Below are 18,381 nucleotides of genomic sequence, written 5' to 3'. Positions count from 1 at the left end.
ATTCCTATTTAGTGTACCACGAAGTTTTTATACGTGTGTACTTCGCACATTTTTCTTAAACATACTTTACTATTATATGATAAAATTTTAAAAAATGCTATGTCTCATCAGGGACACCTTGATCCTGTCAATGTATCAAAACCTCATGGTCACAGCAAATAGTGGAGGACTAAAATGAGTAATGTAATAATCAAAGTTTCTGAATCAAAAATGGATGAAATGAAAAATGCTTATCAAGCAAACTTGCTACAAAAAAAAATCCCTTATACAACTTTCTCTGCTAAAAAAAATGGTACAACAATCACTGCCTATACTTCTGGAAAAGTCATGTTTCAAGGCGCAAACGCCGAGCAAGAAGCCCGTCGTTGGGAATCCTCTAATGCGTCATCACCTGTAAAAAAAACGAAGGTCAAATCTTCCTCTTCACTACCCAATAATATTAGTCAGCTTTCCGTCCTAGGCAGTGATGAGGTGGGAAACGGAAGCTATTTCGGACCCGTCACTGTCTGTGCCGCTTACGTTGATCGAAAACACTTAGAAATTTTGAGAAACTTAGGCGTCAGAGATTCAAAAGAATTGAAAGATGCTCAAATCATTCAGTTAGCCAAAATTTTGAAGGAAACAATTCCTTATCAACTATTGGTACTTACACCAAAAAAATATAATGAAATACAACCTGAATATAATGCTGTTAGGATGAAGGTTGCATTGCATAACCAAGCAATTTATTTGCTTTTACAAAAACTTTCACCCACCAAGCCTGAAGCGATTTTGATTGATCAATTTACACCCGAAGCAAATTTCCAAAAATACGCACGGCTAGAAAAAAATAAAATTCAAGAAAAACTATATTTTGTAACAAAAGGTGAACAATATCATCTAGCAGTTGCTGCAGCTTCTATCATTAGTCGCGCAAGCTTTCTAGAAGAACTAGATAAAGCTTCTGCTGAACTTGGAATAACTTTACCGTCTGGTGCCGGTTCAAAATCAGATCTCGTAGCAGCGCGTGTTTTAAAAAAAGGGGGTCTACCTTTATTAGCCAATTATGCAAAACTCCATTTTGCTAATACGCAAAAAGCACAAAAGCTAATTTGATCATCCTATTAAACTTTTGAAAATACTGAACAAACAAAAATCCTCACAAAGATTACTTTTTACTAAGCAATCTTTTGTGGGGACAAAATGGGAACTTTCTACTAAAAAAAGCGGAATCGATTGAATTTCTAAACATAAACAATAGATAAGAGAAAAATAAATCATTTTTTCTTGTAGTCTTCTAATCACTGAACAAGAAATTCTGATTTTACATAGTATCGCTATTTTAAGTATAAACAGAGACAAATGCACATCGAGCTCATTTTTATTTGTTAGAGAAAGAAGGAGACTGCCCATGGGTGATTTGATCGTCGAAGTAGGCCTGTTATTCGAAATGTTGTTTGCCTTCTTGATAGTTGTGTTAGTGATTTTAACCTTGATACTCGTTATCAAAAAGCTAACAAAAAAATAAATAAAATTTGAACGTCTTAACCTACATATCTAAATACATGATTCGTTCACCATTTTCTGGATCATACCTTTGACTATCAACAAATCCGAAGCGTTGATAATAAGGGATGATCTTTTCGTTTTCGTCATGCACACTTAGATAAATACGCTCAACAGCATATTGTTCTTTCATCAAGTCAATAAGTAAAGGCAAAAATAAACTACCATATCCTTTTCCCTGTGAGCTCGCTTCAATCATCAATCGATCTAACCACATAGATTGCTCCTTTTGAGCACCAATCATCGAAAAACCGACAAGTTTCTGACCATCATACATGGCTAACGGTCGCCACTCTAGTGATACATCATAGGCGGCTTCCAGTAAAGAAGCTGCATTCGTTTCTATAAAATTTAGTTGATTTTCTGAAACAGATAGCGCAATTACATCTCGCCAATTAGATTCGTCGACCTTTTTAAGTAATAAATTCATTCGAACACTCCTTCACAAAAGCTATTTCTTTTTACAATCGTTGTAGCTACTGAACTTTCGCTGAATGCTTTCAGCTCGTCTTCAAGTAATTTTCTGGTGCTTACTTTAAGTATAAGCTATTCGAGCTTAATGCTACATATCTTCCTAGTTAAACATTGCTCAGAAAATCGGTGTTTAGCATTTGTGAAAGTTAATCCATTGTTTCTCACTGATATTTCCATCTTAAAATCGATCGTAAAAAATGGACTAAAACAATGGAGAAAAGCATAAAATCCAGAACATATCCCTTAGGCTATGATCTGGATTTCATGCTTTTGATGTATTCAATTAATCACTATCTTTTTGTACAGTCATGACAATATGGCTATATTTCTCACAAGATTTCACTTTGTACTTTATAAAAATCTCTTTGATCATCTTGATTATTTCCTGTTTCTCTTTTGCCTTGAATTTGAAACCAATCTTATGCCCAAGAGATTCTTGTTTTTTATTTTTATTCGCAAAAGGCAAGATAATATCAACAGTTCCATTAAATGTTTGTGCAAACAGAAATATTTTTTCATATAGATTTCGAAGTTCTACGTCAGATAAAAATTCCGCAAAACCATTACAAGAAATAATTAAATGATCATATTGTCCAAGCATTGCCTTTGGATATTTTTCCCAAAAATCAAAAATAGATATATTTTCTCTTGTTATAAAATGATTCGAACCAAATAATTTTTCTGCTATTAATTGATTATTTCCCAACCATTTTGAGTCAATATCGATATTTAGACTTCCATAAGGTTTATTAAAGCAATTATTTGTTAAGTCATTGATTCTATGTATTAGGCGTTCAATCTCGAGACTATCAAAACCTGCTCCTGAGCCAATATCAAGAAAATAGAAGGATTCATTTTTTTCTATGTACTCTTTGATATTCTCCCTTATTCCTTCTTTGATTTGTTGTCTCCTCCAAACAAGAGGTGGAGCGGCAACCTCTAACATTTTTTTGTCTACTTTTTTTCCAAAAAGACCCGACTGTGGTGTATTAAGTAAAACATAAAAAGTAACTTCTTCTGTTCCTGGGCGTCGTGACATGATATTCGCTAAAGGACTCAACTTTGTCAGTACTTTGCCCAAAAATGTTAATGTATAAGGAGATGACGGTAGATTTTTACTTTTAAAACTACTTAGAAACAGTTCTTCCTGATTTATTTTGTAGTAGAAAGAATCATTTTTGATTTCAATGAATTCCCATACCGTTGGTTCGTGCTTCACTATATCCCAAGCGTCCTCGAACTTCAACAAATTTTGATTAACCATGTTTTTTTCTCCTAATTTTTATTTAAATCCATTGTAACAGTAGATAACTGTATCATGAAATGGGTACACTCTCTAAAACTCTCTAAAAACCGATATCTTTATGAATCGGCTGCTAACAATCTGTGTCTATCAAACCTATTCTCGCTAATAAGTATGATAAACAAGAATGATTGCGTAGAACAATGATGAAGTATCATCTTTTATGTGAATGACAAATTCTGTAAAGCAATTTAGAAATAGATAACATATAAAAAGAATAACAATACTTTTAGATTTCTCCAAGGCACAATTTTTGTCTAGGGATATACAAAAATTGAAGAAACGATTAAACGACTTTTGACAGATATAAAAAAACATCAGTCAATATATCTCATATCAAAAATGGAAAAATCAGGGCATACGATACTTATTTTTCTCACAATAGATCTGAATGAAATCCTATAATGAATGTGTACTCCTGTTGATTTTTATGAAAAAAAGACAAAGGTTTCAGATATCTTTTTTGAACGAAGATATCTGAAGTCTTTGTCTACAGTCTGAATGAAACACACGACGAATCAATTTATATTCTTTTTTTACGGACAAATGTTACTCACTAAAATAAGTAAGTAATGAGTTTGTCAAACTTTCTGCAAATTTTTCTTGGTAATCATCCGTTACTAGTTCAGCCAAGTCAGAATCATTATTCATATACCCCATCTCCACCAAGATCGCTGGTTGAAGGTTTTCACGTAAGACTTGATAATTGCCATAGGCGATTCCACGGGAATTCAAGGACAAGTCAGAAAAACCATCAGCAATCGTTTGTGCTAGCTCCTCATTTTTCTCGTAATAGTAATAAGTAGTGATTCCTGTAGCTTCATTAGCAATTTCTGTTGAATCAGCGTGTAAGCTAATAAAGACATCCGCTGATTTTTCTTCGCTGAATGTACAGATTTCACCAAGTTGAATGAACTCATCTGTCTCGTGTGTCAAATAAACGGTTGCTCCTTCTGCCTCTAAAGCTGCTTTTACTTTTTTGGCTGTACTTAACGTAATCGTCTTTTCTTCGACTCGTTCGTCATTACTCAATGCGCCGACATCATCACCACCATGTCCTGGATCAAGAACAATCACTGCTTCAGACAAACTGGTTGGCTGGTTTTGTATTTCTTGTACAAGTACTGTTCCAGCCGTTTTTGCTAAATATCCAGTTGTCCCAGCGTTTGTTTTTATTTGATAACAGTCATCTGTTTCTGAAAGATATTCTGTTAATTCGCCTCCATTAACTGTTGTAAGTTCAGTAGTTAATCTTTCATCTGCATAGACGATGCTATCTTCTTTTCCAATTTTGATTTGCTTGAATGTTTCACGATTACTTGTTGTGGTACTGGTTGCTTTCGTTTCAGTTGTTTGAGTGCTTCCTGTTTGTTCAGCTGTTGTTTTTTGTTCAAATATTCCCAAAGATTTAGCAGCAAAGAACAAGACACCCATTACTAAAAACAAGCTACATATTTTTTTCATCTTCTCACTCACCTCGTTACAGACAGTGTAAGAAGTGAAGCTTAAAGGGAACTTAAATATTCAATTGATCATGTGCTAACAAAATTCTTTTGATTTTTTGCAAAATAAAAAGATGTTCCTAATTAGGAACATCTTTTTGGGTTACTCTTCTTCTTCAGCCATGAATGTATTGAATACTTCTTCAATCATATCCCACTCAGCGTCTGTTTCGATTTGTTGCAATTCGCCTTCTGTACCATCTTCGTTTTCGATGTAAGCATAAGCTTGTAACTCAACGTCTTCATCTTCAGAAGCTCCAGCTGGGTATAATAGTACGTAGTTACGACCGAATTCTTCTTGTCCATCAACTGTCAATAAGATTTCGTAAAGTGTTTCATTTCCTTGGTCATCAACCAATGTGATGTGCTCATGTCCTTCATGGTCATGATCATGTGAATGATTATGTTCTGTCATATCAATTCCTCTTTTCGTTTTCTAAAATAGTTGTTTACCCGAACCGTCAAGATAGTTTTGTAAAATCATGACTGCGGCTAATTTATCAATTACTTTTTTTCTTTTTGCTCGTGACGTATTTGCTTGTTCTACTAACATGCGTTCAGCTTGAACTGTTGTTAGTCGTTCGTCTTGAAATTCGACCGGTAAAGAAAATAGTTCTTTGATTTTTTCTCCATAAGCCATGGAAGCTTCTGCTCTTGGTCCAATTGAGTTATTCATATTTTTGGGCAATCCTACAACAAATCGATCCACTTCATATTCAGCGACCAATTCTTTTAGTCGATCAAAACCAAATTCGCCAACTGCCTCATCAATTCGAATAATTTCTACACCTTGGGCAGTCCAACCAAATGGATCGCTTACTGCGATGCCAACTGTTTTTGAGCCAACGTCTAAGCCCATTACTCTCATAAATTCACTCCATGATTTGAAAGATAATCTTTAACAATTACTTCCATAATTTCATCGCGCTCATGACGTCTGATTAAGTTTCGTGCGTCACGATAACGAGGAATGTAGGCCGGGTCTCCAGAAAGTAAATAGCCGACAATCTGGTTAATAGGATTGTAGCCCTTTTCTTCCAAAGCCCGATAAACGATTGCTAATGTTTCACCGACTTCTTTTTTGCGATTATCATCAAAATCAAAACGTACGGTTTCATCTGTAAAACCCATGATTCTACACCTCTTTCCCACAAGGTATTCATTCTACCTTATCCACACTCATTTTACTAGAAAAAGACAAAACTTACAAATTTTGTAAGTTGCCAATCTCTTGGCTTTAGAAAATCTTCCGAATCAATAGCACATGATTTTTCTAACATTAGATTATTTTTCTTGAGCATCTTTTTTTCTTTTACGAATCATTCTTACTATACTAATAAGTAGAGAGTACATGAAGTACATGAAAACTTCAAATAGTAAAGGAGGGACGATATGCTCAATAGATTTTTTAAATTGCTTGCTTGTATCGTTGGTGTAGAATTAATAGGATCTGTATCAGGATTTTTTGCTGGTGATATTCCCGCTATCTATGCTCAGTTAGATAAGCCGTTTTTGGCACCACCAGGAAATATAGTTGGAATCATTTGGACTGTACTTTATGCATTGATTGGTCTAGCATTATTTCTAGTGATTGACAGCAAAAGTGCGAAAAAGAAAACACTTGCTTACGTTCTTTTTGGTGTTCAATTGGTACTTAATTTTATTTGGGGTATTCTTTTCTTCGGCGGATCATACTTTTGGATTGCTTCATTTATTAGTCTATTTCTATTACTTACAATTATTTTCAGTATTCGTGAATTTCGTAGTATATCTAAAGGCGCAGCTATCTGCTTCATTCCGTACTTGATTTGGATTGCTTATGCAACCTATCTTTCTTTTGGATTGGCTATTTTAAATTAATTTTTTCGAAAAAGAGAGTGTGACGACAAAAAATTGTCATCACACTCTCTTTTTTGGTGACCCATTATTGCAAAACAGACTTCAATAAAGCAAAGTTTCTTGAGCTGATTATTTCCGTACTTCTCTATCAAAAAGCACAGGTGATTACTCCAAAAAGTTGCGCACTTTACCATCTTTTCGCTTATTTCTTACTCTTAACAGCTTGACCTGTTTGGTAATTGATTGTGTAGCCGTCCTGAACGTTATAAATAAAAACATTGAACTTCAATTTAGAATCTTCGATACTTTGTGCTTCTAATTGAACACCACGCGCTACTAGCTCATTCTCTTCAAAATAAGGTGTCACTCGGTAACGTACATGGTGATTTGTTTCTTTGATGTATGCAGCAATATCATTTTCATGTGCCAACATATAAGGCGTGTTTAATGAACGCGTTCCTGTCATCAAATTTTTAATGTTATTATTTTGACCAGTTAACTGGAAGCCAATTAAGTGACTGCGATTGTATAACCATTGTCCATCTGTTAACTTTTTTTGTTTCCATCCAGTTGGATTTACATAAAGGGGTTCTCTTTTTTCTGTTGGAAACAATTCTCTTCCTAACATTGCATTTGCTGAACCTACTCGATTTAAATGATCTATCTCGGAGTATTTTTCCCAGACTCCTTTATTTAAACTAAGATCTGATGGAGAAAAATCAGGTTGATTATGATTGATTTCGATTTCCTGATGCTTTCCATCATATTCAGGAACATCTGCTAACCTTGTCGCTTGTGGCGCTGAATCGAAAATTGCAGTAATTTGTTGAAAAATATCCGAATCATTTTGCGTTGTCGAAATTCCAAAAACACCTGCTAAAATCGCGATCACAACACCCATAATAGTCTTAGTGGTTTTCTTACTCATTTATCTACTCCTTTTCTCACAAACCTTCTAAACTTTAACATACGTTCCCCTCTTTAGAAACTCTCTTTTTATTTTCAATCAAAAAAAAACGTACTTCTACTGTCTTCTCGACTATAAAAGCACGTTCTCTGTATTAAGCGGGTGACGAGAATCGAACTCGCGACATCAGCTTGGGAAGCTGGGATTTTACCACTAAACTACACCCGCATTACTAAAAAAAGTATACGCCTCTTTTTTCCATTGCTCAAGTTTTTTTTCATCCGCTTTTTTACTTCATTTCTGTTTTTTGTAGTAAAATGAAAACAACAAATGAACATTGGAGAAGATGGCATGTCGGAAAAAGAATTGAATTTATTACTTGATACTTGTTTACTTGCAGGTAAAATCATGATGGAAAGCAACGCCGAAATGTACCGGGTAGAAGATACGATGAGCAGGATTGCTTTAGCTTCTGGCAACTATCGTCTAGTTAGTTATGTCACACAAACTGGATTATTTATTGGAATTGATCGAACTTCAACTATCCGAATGGAACAAATCACCAATCGTTCCATCAATCTTGAAAAAGTTGTCAAAGTCAACGATTTGTCACGACGCTATGTAGCTAAAGAATTAACATTACCCGAACTTTATGACGCCTTACAAAGCATTTACAAAGAACGTTTCTTTTTCCCTGTATGGCTACAAATTTTTAGTGCAGCTGTAATCAGTGCAACTATTATGGTTTTATTTGGTGGCGAATTAGCTGATTTTCCCACTGCATTCCTTATTGGCGGTATAGGATATGCTATTTATTTATATAGCCTAAAATTTTTCAGGATAAAATTTCTTTCAGAATTTTTTTCTTCTTTATTTATTGGGCTAGCAGCCATTCTTAGTGTTCGACTAAACATCGGAATCAATCAAGATTTGATTATTATTGGATGTGTTATGCCGTTAGTGCCTGGGGTTCAAATTACCAATGCTATTCGCGATTTACTAGCTGGTCATTATCTTTCAGGTGTATCTCGTGGAACAGAAGCAATGATGACAGCTACTATGATTGGCTTTGCCATCGCTTTTATTTTTCAACTTTTTTAATCGAAAAGGAGCCTGCCTATGTGGACGATACTTATACAATTTTCTTTTAGTTTTTTAGCAACGGCGGCATTTGCCATTATCACAAATGTACCTCGCAGTGCATTGATTTGGTGTGGTTTTTCTGGTGCACTTGGCTGGATGATCTACTGGGTCACGATTACCTTTGGCGGTAACGCTGCATTTGGGTCCTTGCTTGGTTCATTAGGGGTCGCCTTTATTAGTGATGTTTTTTCCAAAAAGTTCAAGATGCCGGTCACCATTTTTAATATCCCTGGAATGGTTCCACTGGTTCCTGGGGGATTAGCTTATCAAGCTGTCCGAAATCTAGTCACTGGTTCGTATCAAGAAGCGATTACTTATGCGGTACAAGCGATTATGATCGCTGGTGCAATTGCCTTAGGTCTAGTTTTATCTGAGGTGTTTAATCATAATATTCGGAACTTTAAATTAAAGCGTGATTCTATGATCAATAAACGCAAAAAAAAGTTTCTATTAAAAAAATAAAAGAAGCCGGGACAAAATCGTCTCGACTTCTTTTTTTTAGTGATTCTATTTGTGTAACGAATAGGGAGATTTTTGCGAAATCGTACTTGCTGTGTGGAATAGAACACTGTGTCCTATAATAGTCTATTTCGACATGCAAAAAGTAACATCTTCACATCCTTCATCACTGCTTTAAGATATAGGGAAACTATTTTAGAAAAATTTTCTTATTGCCTACATTCACTACAAAATATGAGGGGCTATTTTGAGTGTCTGCTCACTATCTAGTCGGAGTTAACGCTTGGAGCCACAATCTTTTCCTCTTCCTAAAAAGAACGATACACATATTGATTTTTTGGCGCAGTCACTTTCTTAGCAGTCGTCACATGTACAGTCGGAATATCTCGCTTAAATGGTTGATAATATTCAGACTGAATCATACCTTCCACATGATACCACTCATCGTTTTTAACAACGACTCCTTCGGGCATCTGCGTCAATAATCCAAAAACACCTGAATCTGCTACACAATGGATGATACCAAAACGGAACAAGAAAATATCTTGCTTTTCTTTATCTGGGGTCTGATAAACAAAACCATCATAGCTAATTGTTTTTCCAATAAATTCACTTGGATAATTATAGATCAGTTCCATGATCTCTAAATAATTTTCATCTGTGATCTGAATCGTTTGTTGTTCTCCATATTTTGCTTTTAATTCGTTCATCTGTTCTTGATAATCAGACTGATTGAAATAAATACTCGTATCAGGTTTCAAATATTGCGTCTGCATTTCCGGATCGCCTACTGATTCTTTACTAACAGGAAAATTAAATCCCTTTGCTTCAACGATCGTAGTATCCAAGCTAACTGTTGGAAACAATGTTCCTACTATGATTGGTAAAGCTAGTAGTATATAAGCAATCAAACGCTGACTTGGTTTTGTCAATCCGTGGTCATGATCGTGATGCTCAGCTGTTGCTTCATTTGGATCATTTTTTCCCCATAAATAGAGCTGAACCAATGCTAACACCGCAGATAAAACCATCGAAAGGATTGCTAAATACCGATAATGAACATTGATATACTGATCGAGTTTTCCAGAAACTTGTAAATACATCATCAGTTCAAAATAACCTGATAAAATTAAAAAACGGATCATTGCTTTCCCTCCTAGATGATTAATGTATAACCTATAACAACCACTGCAATGACACAAATCAAAGCGAAGATAAATTGACTTTTAAAGTAGCGCTTCATCATCAACAGATTTTTGATATCCACCATTGGTCCAAAAACTAAAAACGCCACAACAGGTGCTGTTCCGAACAAACTTAATAAGGAAGAACCAATAAACGCATCTGCTTCAGAACATAACGACATCGTAAATGCGAGTAACAGCATGATGATAATTGCTAAAATTTTAGTTGATCCTAAAGTCAACATCACTCGCGTTGGCAAATACGTTTGCATCGCTGCCGCAATCAGCCCACCAATAATCAAATAGCGACCTGTATCAAAAAACTCATCAATCGCATGAGTCAAGACATGCCATATTTGTTGACCCAGTCGATGTATGCTAGCAAATTTTATTTTTTCCATTTTCTTGTCTTCAATCGGCAATTCATGGTGGTGATGTGAATGTTTTTGTCGTTCATTTAAGTGGTTTTGAATCAATTTTTCTTTCAAGACAGATTCCTTTTGAAAATAAGCTAACCAAACACCTACTACTAAGGCAACCAAAAAAGCCCCTAGCACTCGCCAGCCTGCCATTTTCCAAGAATTGCCAAACGCGATATAAGTTGAAAAAATCACCACTGGATTGATAATGGGTGCAGTCAACATAAAAGCAAAAGCAGTTGGTACTGGAACATCTTTTTTTACAAACTGATGGACGATCGGCACAATACCACACTCACACGAAGGAAAAAAGAATCCTAATCCAGAGCCAACTAAAATGGATAAAAATTTATTTTTAGGAAGCCAACGTCGAACACGTTCCGGCGTTAAAAAAACTTGTAATGCTCCCGAAATGATGCAACCTAATAAAACAAACGGTAGTGCTTCGATAACGATTGATAAAAAAATCGTGCTCATTTGCAAAACCGAGTTGGGTAACCAAGAAAACATGTTGTCTCTCCTTCTCATTCAACGTCATTTGCCAAAATAATATACGCTTTTCCTAAAAGAATTACAAGTTCAGAAAAAAACTTTACTATTCTCTTATCTTTTAGCTTCTTTTTTTGTAAAAACAACTTGATTGACAATTCACTCGTTCACGACTACATTTAGTCACAGAAAATAAAAATGAGAAGTGAGGTCACTTGAATGCAGAAAACAACTCAGCTATCAGAAGCGCTGCACCGCATTGACACGGAAGACACGATTATTCTTTTTCTTTCCATGCCTCATTGTAGTGTTTGTCATGCAATTGAGCCACGTCTACAGAAGTTGCTGTCCTCATTCGATCTTCCTGCCTTACATCTAGATGCTCATGAGGTTCCTGAAGTGGCTAGTACTTTTGAAGTTTTGACGGCCCCAGTGATTTTGATTTTCCACAAAGGAAAAGAAGTTGCTCGTCAAGCACGTTTCATTGACTTAAAAAAAATTGAATCCCTTTTAACTCAGCTAGTCCAGATTGATGCCACACCAAGCTATGCAGAAATTTTCAATAGAAAAAAGGGTCAGTGACAAACGTAGCTCAAATAGAAAAACCGCCTAAAATCCATTTATATAAATGGATTTTAGGCGGTTTTAAATTGATAAATGTTTTATTTTAACACAAACATTTTTTAGATTATTCTTCATCCGTTGTGTTTAAAGTTGCATCTGAATGTAGGAAATAAATCAATGTCTGTAATTCATTTGTTAAATCCACATTTTGAATCAAAACATCCGCTGGCGCGTTTAATCGCGCAGAGGTAAAGTTTAGAATTCCCTTGATTCCTGCTTCAGTTAAACGGTTTACTACTTCTTGTGCTTTTGAAGCAGGGATAGTCAAAATAGCTACTTCGATTTGTTGGATCTTGATTTGTTCCATCATATCATCCATCGGATAAACGGGAATACCGTCAACGATTCTTCCAACGATTTCTTCATTGACATCAAAAGCACAGCTAACACGGATACTGTTACTTTGATGAAATTTATATTTTAACAAGGCGCTTCCTAGATTACCGACACCAATCAAGGCAACGTTTGTTAGTTGATCATCATTTAGCGTTTTAGCAAAGAAGTGCATTAAATCTTCCACATCATACCCATAGCCACGTTTTCCTAGTTCTCCAAAATAAGAAAAGTCACGTCGAATCGTTGCACTGTCGACTTGGACTGCCTCACTTAATTCAGTTGAAGAAACTTTTTTCTTTCCAGCATTATTTAAAATTCTCAAATAACGATAATATAAGGGCAAACGTTTCGCTGTTGCCTTTGGAATTATATGATCTTTCACTTGCTTACCTCCACGAGTTTCTAATTTCTCTTTGATTTACCCATCATAGCAGTATCCATGGGAAAAAATCAATTTGATTGCTCGGATATTGTGAATTTTTATTCTTTATTCATCTTTTTATCATTGTCACTAATCTCGCAGTCTTAATGAATTTATGGTAGACTACAAGTTGAAAATTACTTTTTATTCCTAGAAGAATTCACAAAGTAGAAAAGAGGATTCGATGATTTTATTACAAGCCAACCAAGTCGCCCGCCATTTTGGTGCGGACGTTTTGTTTCAAAATATTCATTTAGAAATCAGCACTGGCGCACGAATTGCCTTAGTTGGTCGCAATGGTGCTGGAAAATCAACGCTACTAAAAATAATCGCAGGTCTAGAAGCTCCTGATGAAGGTGCGATTACCAAAAATAAGACAGCCACACTCGGCTATCTAGCACAAGACACTGGGCTGTCTTCTAATGAAACTGTCTGGAATGAGATGCTAAAAGCTTTTGCAGAAGTGCGCAAAATGGAACAACGCATGCGCGAATTAGAGGTTGCAATCAGTGAAGGAGTCCCTGAAACACCTACTTATGATTCTTTTTTAAAAGAATATGATCGATTACAACACGAATTTTCCGATAAAAATGGCTACGGTTATGAAAACGAAATTCGTTCCGTCTTACATGGATTCAAATTTGATCCTTCTTTTTACGATCAAACAATCGATACTTTATCTGGTGGACAACGAACACGTCTTGCACTAGCTCGGATGCTTTTGCAGCATCCAGACATCTTGATTCTTGATGAACCTACTAACCACCTAGACATTGAGACACTTTCATGGTTAGAAAATTATTTACAAGGTTACACTGGCGCTTTACTGATTGTCTCACATGACCGTTATTTTCTTGATAAGGTTGTCACTGAAGTATATGAGCTTAGTCGTCAAAAAATGCGTCATTACAAAGGAAATTATTCCAAATATCTTGACCTAAAAGCTGAACAACTTGCAAGTGATTGGAAAGCTTATGAGAAACAACAGACAGAAATTCACAAACTAGAAGACTTCGTTGCTCGTAATCTTGTGCGCGCATCAACAACCAAACGTGCTCAGAGTCGTCGGAAAGCGCTAGAAAAAATGGATCGCTTAGACCGACCTCTAGGTGATGAAAAACAAGCCCATTTCCTTTTCCATGCAGAAAAACCTTCTGGAAATGTTGTCTTACAAGTAGAAGATGCTGCAATTGGCTACGATGGTGAGGTATTATCAGCACCAATCAATTTAGATATTCGACGCCAAGAAGCAATTGCTCTCGTTGGACCAAATGGAATTGGCAAGTCAACTTTGCTTAAATCTATTATTCATCAGCTACCTTTTATTCGAGGAACTCAGCACCTTGGAACCAACGTAACAATTGGCTATTATGACCAAGGTCAAGCAAACTTACACACAAATAAAACAATTTTGGCAGAATTATGGGATGAACATCCTACTTTACCGGAAAAAGAAATTCGTAGTGCATTGGGCGCCTTTTTGTTTTCTGGCGAAGATGTTGAAAAAACGATTCCATTATTAAGTGGTGGCGAGAAAGCACGGGTTGCGTTAGCCAAACTAGCAATGAACCAAGAAAACTTTTTGATACTGGACGAGCCAACAAACCACTTAGATATTGATAACAAAGAAGTGCTAGAAAACGCGCTAATTGATTACGATGGCACCCTGCTTTTTGTTTCTCATGACCGTTACTTTATCAATCGTATCGCAACGAAGGTGGTTGAGTTATCTGAAAATGGTAGCAAGATGTACCTTGGAGATTATGATTATTATTTGGAAAAGAAACAGGAAGAAGAAGAAATTGCAGAACTTTTGGCAAAAGAAGAACAAACAGAAGTCATTGAAACACCTACTAGCAAATCAAATTACTATCAAAGTAAGGAACAACAAAAATTGATGCGTAGTTTAAGTCGGAAAATTACGCAAGTCGAAGAAGAAATGGCGCAATTGGATGAAACAATTGCACAGTTAGAAAGAGAAATGGTCCATCCTGAGATTCTTGACGATCATGTAAAATTAAACGATCTGAACAAACAATTGGAACATGCGCGAGCTGAGCAAGAAGAAAAATTGGTTGCTTGGGAAAACTTGAGTATTGAGTTGGAACAGTATGAATAAGGTGATGGTTCCAAGCGATCAGCTCTGAAAAAAATAATGAGCAACTGACAAAAATAGCTTTTCATATTTTTAGACAGTTGTACATGATTTCAAGGAGCTGCTTGGTGAACACTAAAAAGTTATGATACACGACACTCATCTGATATAAAAATTCAAAATCTTCAACACAAAATAAAACAAGTATTTACTTACCAAAAAGCATGTTGCGACTTTTTTCGCTTCGCATGCTTTTTTCTTTTTATCCATTTTTATCCCTTCCTCTGCTCCGGCACAATTCTTTGCTGGATTGTAAATAAAATAGTACTATTCAAATTAGAAAAGGAGTTGTTTTTATGAAATTTGTAGTCATTGGCGGCGTTGCTGGTGGTCCTTCCTTTGCGACTCGCTTACGCCGATTAAATGAAGAGCATGAAATTGTGATTTATGAACGAGGTGAACATATTTCCTACGCTAGTTGTGCACTTCCTTATTATCTCGGACAAGTGATCGATGACCGTGATTCATTGATTGAACGAACACCTGAAATTTTAAAAATCAAAAATAATATTGATGTGTTTACGAAGCATGAAGTCACAAAAATTGATCCCGATAAAAAAGAATTAACTATTCATGACTTAACAACTGATCATGTCAGCCAAACAAATTATGATTATCTAATTATTTCTGCGGGCGCCCGCCCAACTTTACCACCAATTCCTGGTGCAGACCAAGCCGAAAATGGTTTTGTTTTGCGCAGTGTGACGGATGCTGATAAAATCCAATCCTTCATTCAAAAAAATGATCCAAAAAATGTTTTAGTTTTAGGTGCTGGAGTCATGGGATTAGAACTAGCTGAAAACTTTAAACATCGCGGTATGGAAGTTACTTTAGTCGATCAGTTAGATCAAGTTGCTTTTCCTTACGATCATGAAATTGCTGATTTAGTTTATGATAAATTAATTGAACAAGGCTTAACTGTTCATTTAAATACACATATCAATGACATTCGCCAAAAAGGAAACGAAGTTCAATTATCAGACGGAGCTCTTCTACATCCTGATATGATTTTATTTGCTACAGGCGTAGCACCGAATAATGAAATTGTTAAATCTGCTGGTATTTCAATGAGTAAAAGTGGTCAAATCATCGTTGATAACCAATTAAAAACGAATCTTCCTGATATTTTTGCCATCGGTGATATTATCGAAACAACCAGTGTAATTACGCATCAACCAACACCTAGTATGTTATCAAGTGCTGCAAATCGTCAAGGACATCTACTGGCAGATATCGTCAATGGTGCACCTTTTACGTATCGCGGTTACATTGGTGCCGGTGTAGCAAAAATCTTTGACTATACTGCAAGTTATGTTGGTCTTACGGAACATCAATTAAAAGAAGCTGGTATCACTAACTATAAAACGATTTTTATCACTCCTTTCGACCATGCAAATTTCTATCCAGGTGCTACTCGACTAAATCTCAAACTAATTTTTGAAGAAGAAACTGGAAAAATTTTGGGCGGTCAAGCAGTTGGTGAACATGGTGTAGACAAACGAATCGGTGAATTATCTGTTGCTATTACTGGAAACTTAACTGTCTTTGATTTACCAGATCTTGAGTTGCCTTACTCTCCACCTTATTCAACTACTAGAGATCCATTGAATATCGCTGGCTACGTTGCAATCAATCAGCTAAACAATACCGTGAAAACAATAAAAGCAAGTGAATTAACCAAAGAAGAATTACAAAACGGTTTCTTTTTAGATATCCGAGAGGCAGACAAGCCTAAGTCGGGAAGTATTGAGGCAACCAAAAATATTCCGATGAATGAATTGCGTGATCGAGTAGATGAGATTCCTAAAGATAAACAAGTTTTTATTACTTTTAGAAAAGGGTTGAATACCTATACTTCTGCTCGAATTTTGGCAGGATTTGGTATTAAGGCAACTATGATTGAGGAATAAGGTTGTGCCGTAGAACGTTGGGTTCCGACAAAATAATAAATAATTGACAAAAATAGTTCTTCATCTTTTGAAGTAAATGCAAGCTATATGGAGGAGTTTTTTTGGGGACACCGAGGGAAAGAGTGTGACTCCAAGCTGTCAGCTCCAGCTAGATAGTAATCTGATACTCAAAATCTGCATTTAAAAAGAGAAGCATGCGGTAAATATCGTATGCTTCTCTTTTTTGATTAAAAAAAAACGACCGCGGAGGGTAGCCGCGGTCTTAGGAGTTATTTTTACTTGAGGAGTAAAAATGAAAAAGTATAGGGTTGTTTGTTGGTATGTATTTATAATAGAACGTAATTGTGAAGAAATTATGATTGAAATCTTGTCTTTTTTTTGGATTTGTTTAAGAAAAAGTAAACATCTTATTTACGTAATCAAAAATAGTTCGCTTGATAACCTCAGATAACTAAGAAATGGAGACCTTACTGAACTGACCATTGTGTTAAATTAATCGTTTGTTCTACTTTCTTTTTCATATTTCTCGATTGCTATATGAGTCAAAAAGTTCGCTTACTCTATTTTGCAAGAAAAGATTAACTAAAATTCGTAAAAAGACTAGTCAGTCATTAACTAACCAGTCTTGAGCCTTAATTGCAAGCTATTATGAAATTTATATCTTATAAAAAAAAGTACTGTATATTATTATATTAGGCTACATAATCCAAAATAATTGATTGATAGCTATCAATCACCGCTAAATAATTATCAAGTTCAACATACTCATTCACTTGATGTGGCAAAGTTAGTACACCAGGCCCAAAAACAACGAAATCAAATAGCTGTTTTGCTTTGGGAAACTCAGCTGCATCAGTTGTTCCAGCAGCACCAAATAGTGGGAATGGCTGTTCAAATAGTTTTTGGATACTGTGGAGCAAAGAAGATACGGGATTTGCTTTTACCGGAATTTTATTGAGATCAATTGTTAACTCAAGTTTAAATTCAGTTTCTTGGTTCAAGTCATCCACGATTTTTTGCAACAATTCAATGACTTTATCATTTGAAAATTCTGGAATCGAGCGTATATTTCCTTGTAGCTGTACATAACTTGGAATACTGTTTACCTGATTTCCACTATTGATAATTGTTACGTTATGGATTGTCCGACCTAAAACAGGATTTTCGACTGTCTCTGCCATACGTTTCATCTCTGTATTGACTTTCGTCATGAATTCATTCAACTTATATCCTTCTTGTGGCATTGAACTATGGGCCTCTTTACCATATGATGCGACAGTGTAGTTGATTGAACCCACGTGAGTATACATCAAATTGTAGTTGGTTGGTTCACCAATGATCAATCCATCCAAGTCGTCTACGTATCCTGCTTTGGTCAATTGTTCACTTCCTAGTTCCCCTACTTTTTCACCCACTGTAGCCAATAATTTGATTTTGCCATTAAATGTTTTTCCAGTTTTTTTTAAATCAATCATCGCGAGAACTATTGCTACAAGTCCACTCTTCATGTCTGTTGATCCACGATCATATAAACGATTTCCTTCAATTTTCGCTTCAAAAGATTTCTGTGAGAACTCACTTTTATTGTGGGAAGGTAAAAAAAGCGCCTAAAAAGACGCTTTTGGTAGAAAATTGGAAAACTGAGCTTTTAAAAGCACGTCAACAAAGGTT

General features: G+C 35.7%; 17 protein-coding genes, 1 tRNA gene and 1 pseudogene. 7 read left to right on the top strand and 12 right to left on the bottom strand.

The window, feature by feature from the left end; genetic code table 11:
- The first annotated feature begins 174 nt into the window (after positions 1–174).
- The gene (gene rnhC / locus DOK81_RS00375; protein ID WP_206907078.1) at positions 175–1,095 is read left to right on the top strand and encodes a ribonuclease HIII; all 921 of its coding nucleotides are present in this window, start codon (positions 175–177) and stop codon (positions 1,093–1,095) included.
- 433 nt (positions 1,096–1,528) lie between these two features.
- On the opposite strand, the gene DOK81_RS00370 is transcribed toward rnhC, so the two are convergent.
- The 6 genes from DOK81_RS00370 to DOK81_RS00345 form a co-directional block, all read right to left on the bottom strand.
- Positions 1,529–1,975, bottom strand: coding sequence for a GNAT family N-acetyltransferase (locus DOK81_RS00370; RefSeq protein WP_206907076.1), 447 nt, complete (start codon positions 1,973–1,975; stop codon positions 1,529–1,531).
- Positions 1,976–2,302: 327 nt separating this feature from the next.
- Positions 2,303–3,283, bottom strand: coding sequence for a hypothetical protein (locus tag DOK81_RS00365; protein WP_206907075.1), 981 nt, complete (start codon positions 3,281–3,283; stop codon positions 2,303–2,305).
- Between the two features lie 588 nt (positions 3,284–3,871).
- Positions 3,872–4,786, bottom strand: a complete 915-nt coding sequence (locus tag DOK81_RS00360) for an N-acetylmuramoyl-L-alanine amidase (RefSeq protein WP_206907074.1) — start codon at positions 4,784–4,786, stop codon at positions 3,872–3,874.
- 141 nt (positions 4,787–4,927) lie between these two features.
- Positions 4,928–5,239: a DUF1292 domain-containing protein gene (locus DOK81_RS00355; RefSeq protein WP_067481590.1), complete on the bottom strand. Its 312-nt coding sequence runs from the start codon at positions 5,237–5,239 to the stop codon at positions 4,928–4,930.
- A gap of 21 nt (positions 5,240–5,260) precedes the next feature.
- A complete protein-coding gene (gene ruvX, locus DOK81_RS00350; protein WP_206907073.1) occupies positions 5,261–5,692 on the bottom strand; it encodes a Holliday junction resolvase RuvX in 432 nt (143 codons plus the stop codon).
- Positions 5,689–5,955 carry an IreB family regulatory phosphoprotein gene (locus tag DOK81_RS00345; protein ID WP_067481587.1) on the bottom strand — a complete coding sequence of 89 codons (267 nt, stop codon included), beginning with the start codon at positions 5,953–5,955 and terminating at the stop codon, positions 5,689–5,691. The genes ruvX and DOK81_RS00345 overlap by 4 nt, the downstream gene beginning before the upstream one ends.
- 261 nt (positions 5,956–6,216) lie before the next feature.
- Here DOK81_RS00345 and DOK81_RS00340 point away from each other — a divergent pair, with 261 nt between their 5' ends.
- On the top strand, positions 6,217–6,684 hold the full coding sequence (locus tag DOK81_RS00340; RefSeq protein WP_206907072.1) for a TspO/MBR family protein: 468 nt from the start codon (positions 6,217–6,219) through the stop codon (positions 6,682–6,684).
- 181 nt (positions 6,685–6,865) lie between these two features.
- Here DOK81_RS00340 and DOK81_RS00335 read toward each other — a convergent pair whose 3' ends face one another.
- Positions 6,866–7,591, bottom strand: a complete 726-nt coding sequence (locus tag DOK81_RS00335; protein ID WP_206907071.1) for a DNA/RNA non-specific endonuclease — start codon at positions 7,589–7,591, stop codon at positions 6,866–6,868.
- Positions 7,592–7,727: 136 nt separating this feature from the next.
- Positions 7,728–7,798, bottom strand: a tRNA-Gly gene (locus DOK81_RS00330).
- Between the two features lie 123 nt (positions 7,799–7,921).
- Between DOK81_RS00330 and DOK81_RS00325 the strand changes: the two genes are divergently transcribed.
- Both DOK81_RS00325 and DOK81_RS00320 read left to right on the top strand, forming a co-directional pair.
- Positions 7,922–8,671 (top strand): threonine/serine exporter family protein, encoded by a 750-nt coding sequence (locus tag DOK81_RS00325; RefSeq protein WP_206907070.1) that lies wholly within the window; start codon positions 7,922–7,924, stop codon positions 8,669–8,671.
- Positions 8,672–8,689: 18 nt separating this feature from the next.
- Complete coding sequence (locus tag DOK81_RS00320; protein ID WP_206907068.1) at positions 8,690–9,175, top strand: threonine/serine exporter family protein; 486 nt, start codon at positions 8,690–8,692, stop codon at positions 9,173–9,175.
- A gap of 305 nt (positions 9,176–9,480) precedes the next feature.
- Here the strand turns inward: DOK81_RS00320 and DOK81_RS00315 are convergent, their stop codons facing one another.
- Positions 9,481–10,317 carry a TIGR03943 family protein gene (locus tag DOK81_RS00315; protein WP_206907066.1) on the bottom strand — a complete coding sequence of 279 codons (837 nt, stop codon included), beginning with the start codon at positions 10,315–10,317 and terminating at the stop codon, positions 9,481–9,483.
- Positions 10,318–10,328: 11 nt separating this feature from the next.
- Positions 10,329–11,285 (bottom strand): permease, encoded by a 957-nt coding sequence (locus tag DOK81_RS00310; protein WP_206907064.1) that lies wholly within the window; start codon positions 11,283–11,285, stop codon positions 10,329–10,331.
- 198 nt (positions 11,286–11,483) lie between these two features.
- On the opposite strand from DOK81_RS00310, the gene DOK81_RS00305 reads away from it, so the two are divergent.
- Positions 11,484–11,846 carry a thioredoxin family protein gene (locus DOK81_RS00305; RefSeq protein ID WP_206907062.1) on the top strand — a complete coding sequence of 121 codons (363 nt, stop codon included), beginning with the start codon at positions 11,484–11,486 and terminating at the stop codon, positions 11,844–11,846.
- Between the two features lie 106 nt (positions 11,847–11,952).
- On the opposite strand, the gene DOK81_RS00300 is transcribed toward DOK81_RS00305, so the two are convergent.
- The gene (locus DOK81_RS00300; protein ID WP_206907060.1) at positions 11,953–12,606 is read right to left on the bottom strand and encodes a redox-sensing transcriptional repressor Rex; all 654 of its coding nucleotides are present in this window, start codon (positions 12,604–12,606) and stop codon (positions 11,953–11,955) included.
- Between the two features lie 223 nt (positions 12,607–12,829).
- Here DOK81_RS00300 and DOK81_RS00295 point away from each other — a divergent pair, with 223 nt between their 5' ends.
- Together DOK81_RS00295 and DOK81_RS00290 are read left to right on the top strand one after the other, a co-directional pair.
- Entirely contained in the window at positions 12,830–14,764 is a 1,935-nt protein-coding gene (locus DOK81_RS00295; protein ID WP_206907058.1) for an ABC-F family ATP-binding cassette domain-containing protein, read from the top strand.
- 332 nt (positions 14,765–15,096) lie between these two features.
- Positions 15,097–16,710: an FAD-dependent oxidoreductase gene (locus DOK81_RS00290; RefSeq protein WP_206907056.1), complete on the top strand. Its 1,614-nt coding sequence runs from the start codon at positions 15,097–15,099 to the stop codon at positions 16,708–16,710.
- 692 nt (positions 16,711–17,402) lie between these two features.
- On the opposite strand, the pseudogene DOK81_RS00285 reads toward DOK81_RS00290, so the two are convergent.
- Positions 17,403–18,314, bottom strand: a pseudogene (locus tag DOK81_RS00285) (ArgE/DapE family deacylase); the annotation flags it as partial.
- Positions 18,315–18,381: the final 67 nt, after the last annotated feature.

The organism is Enterococcus sp. DIV0660C (assembly GCF_017316125.1).
Classification (GTDB): Bacteria; Bacillota; Bacilli; order Lactobacillales; family Enterococcaceae; genus Enterococcus_B.
Note: the sequence above shows the minus strand (reverse complement) of the source record. Positions and strands in the feature narration are given on the sequence as shown.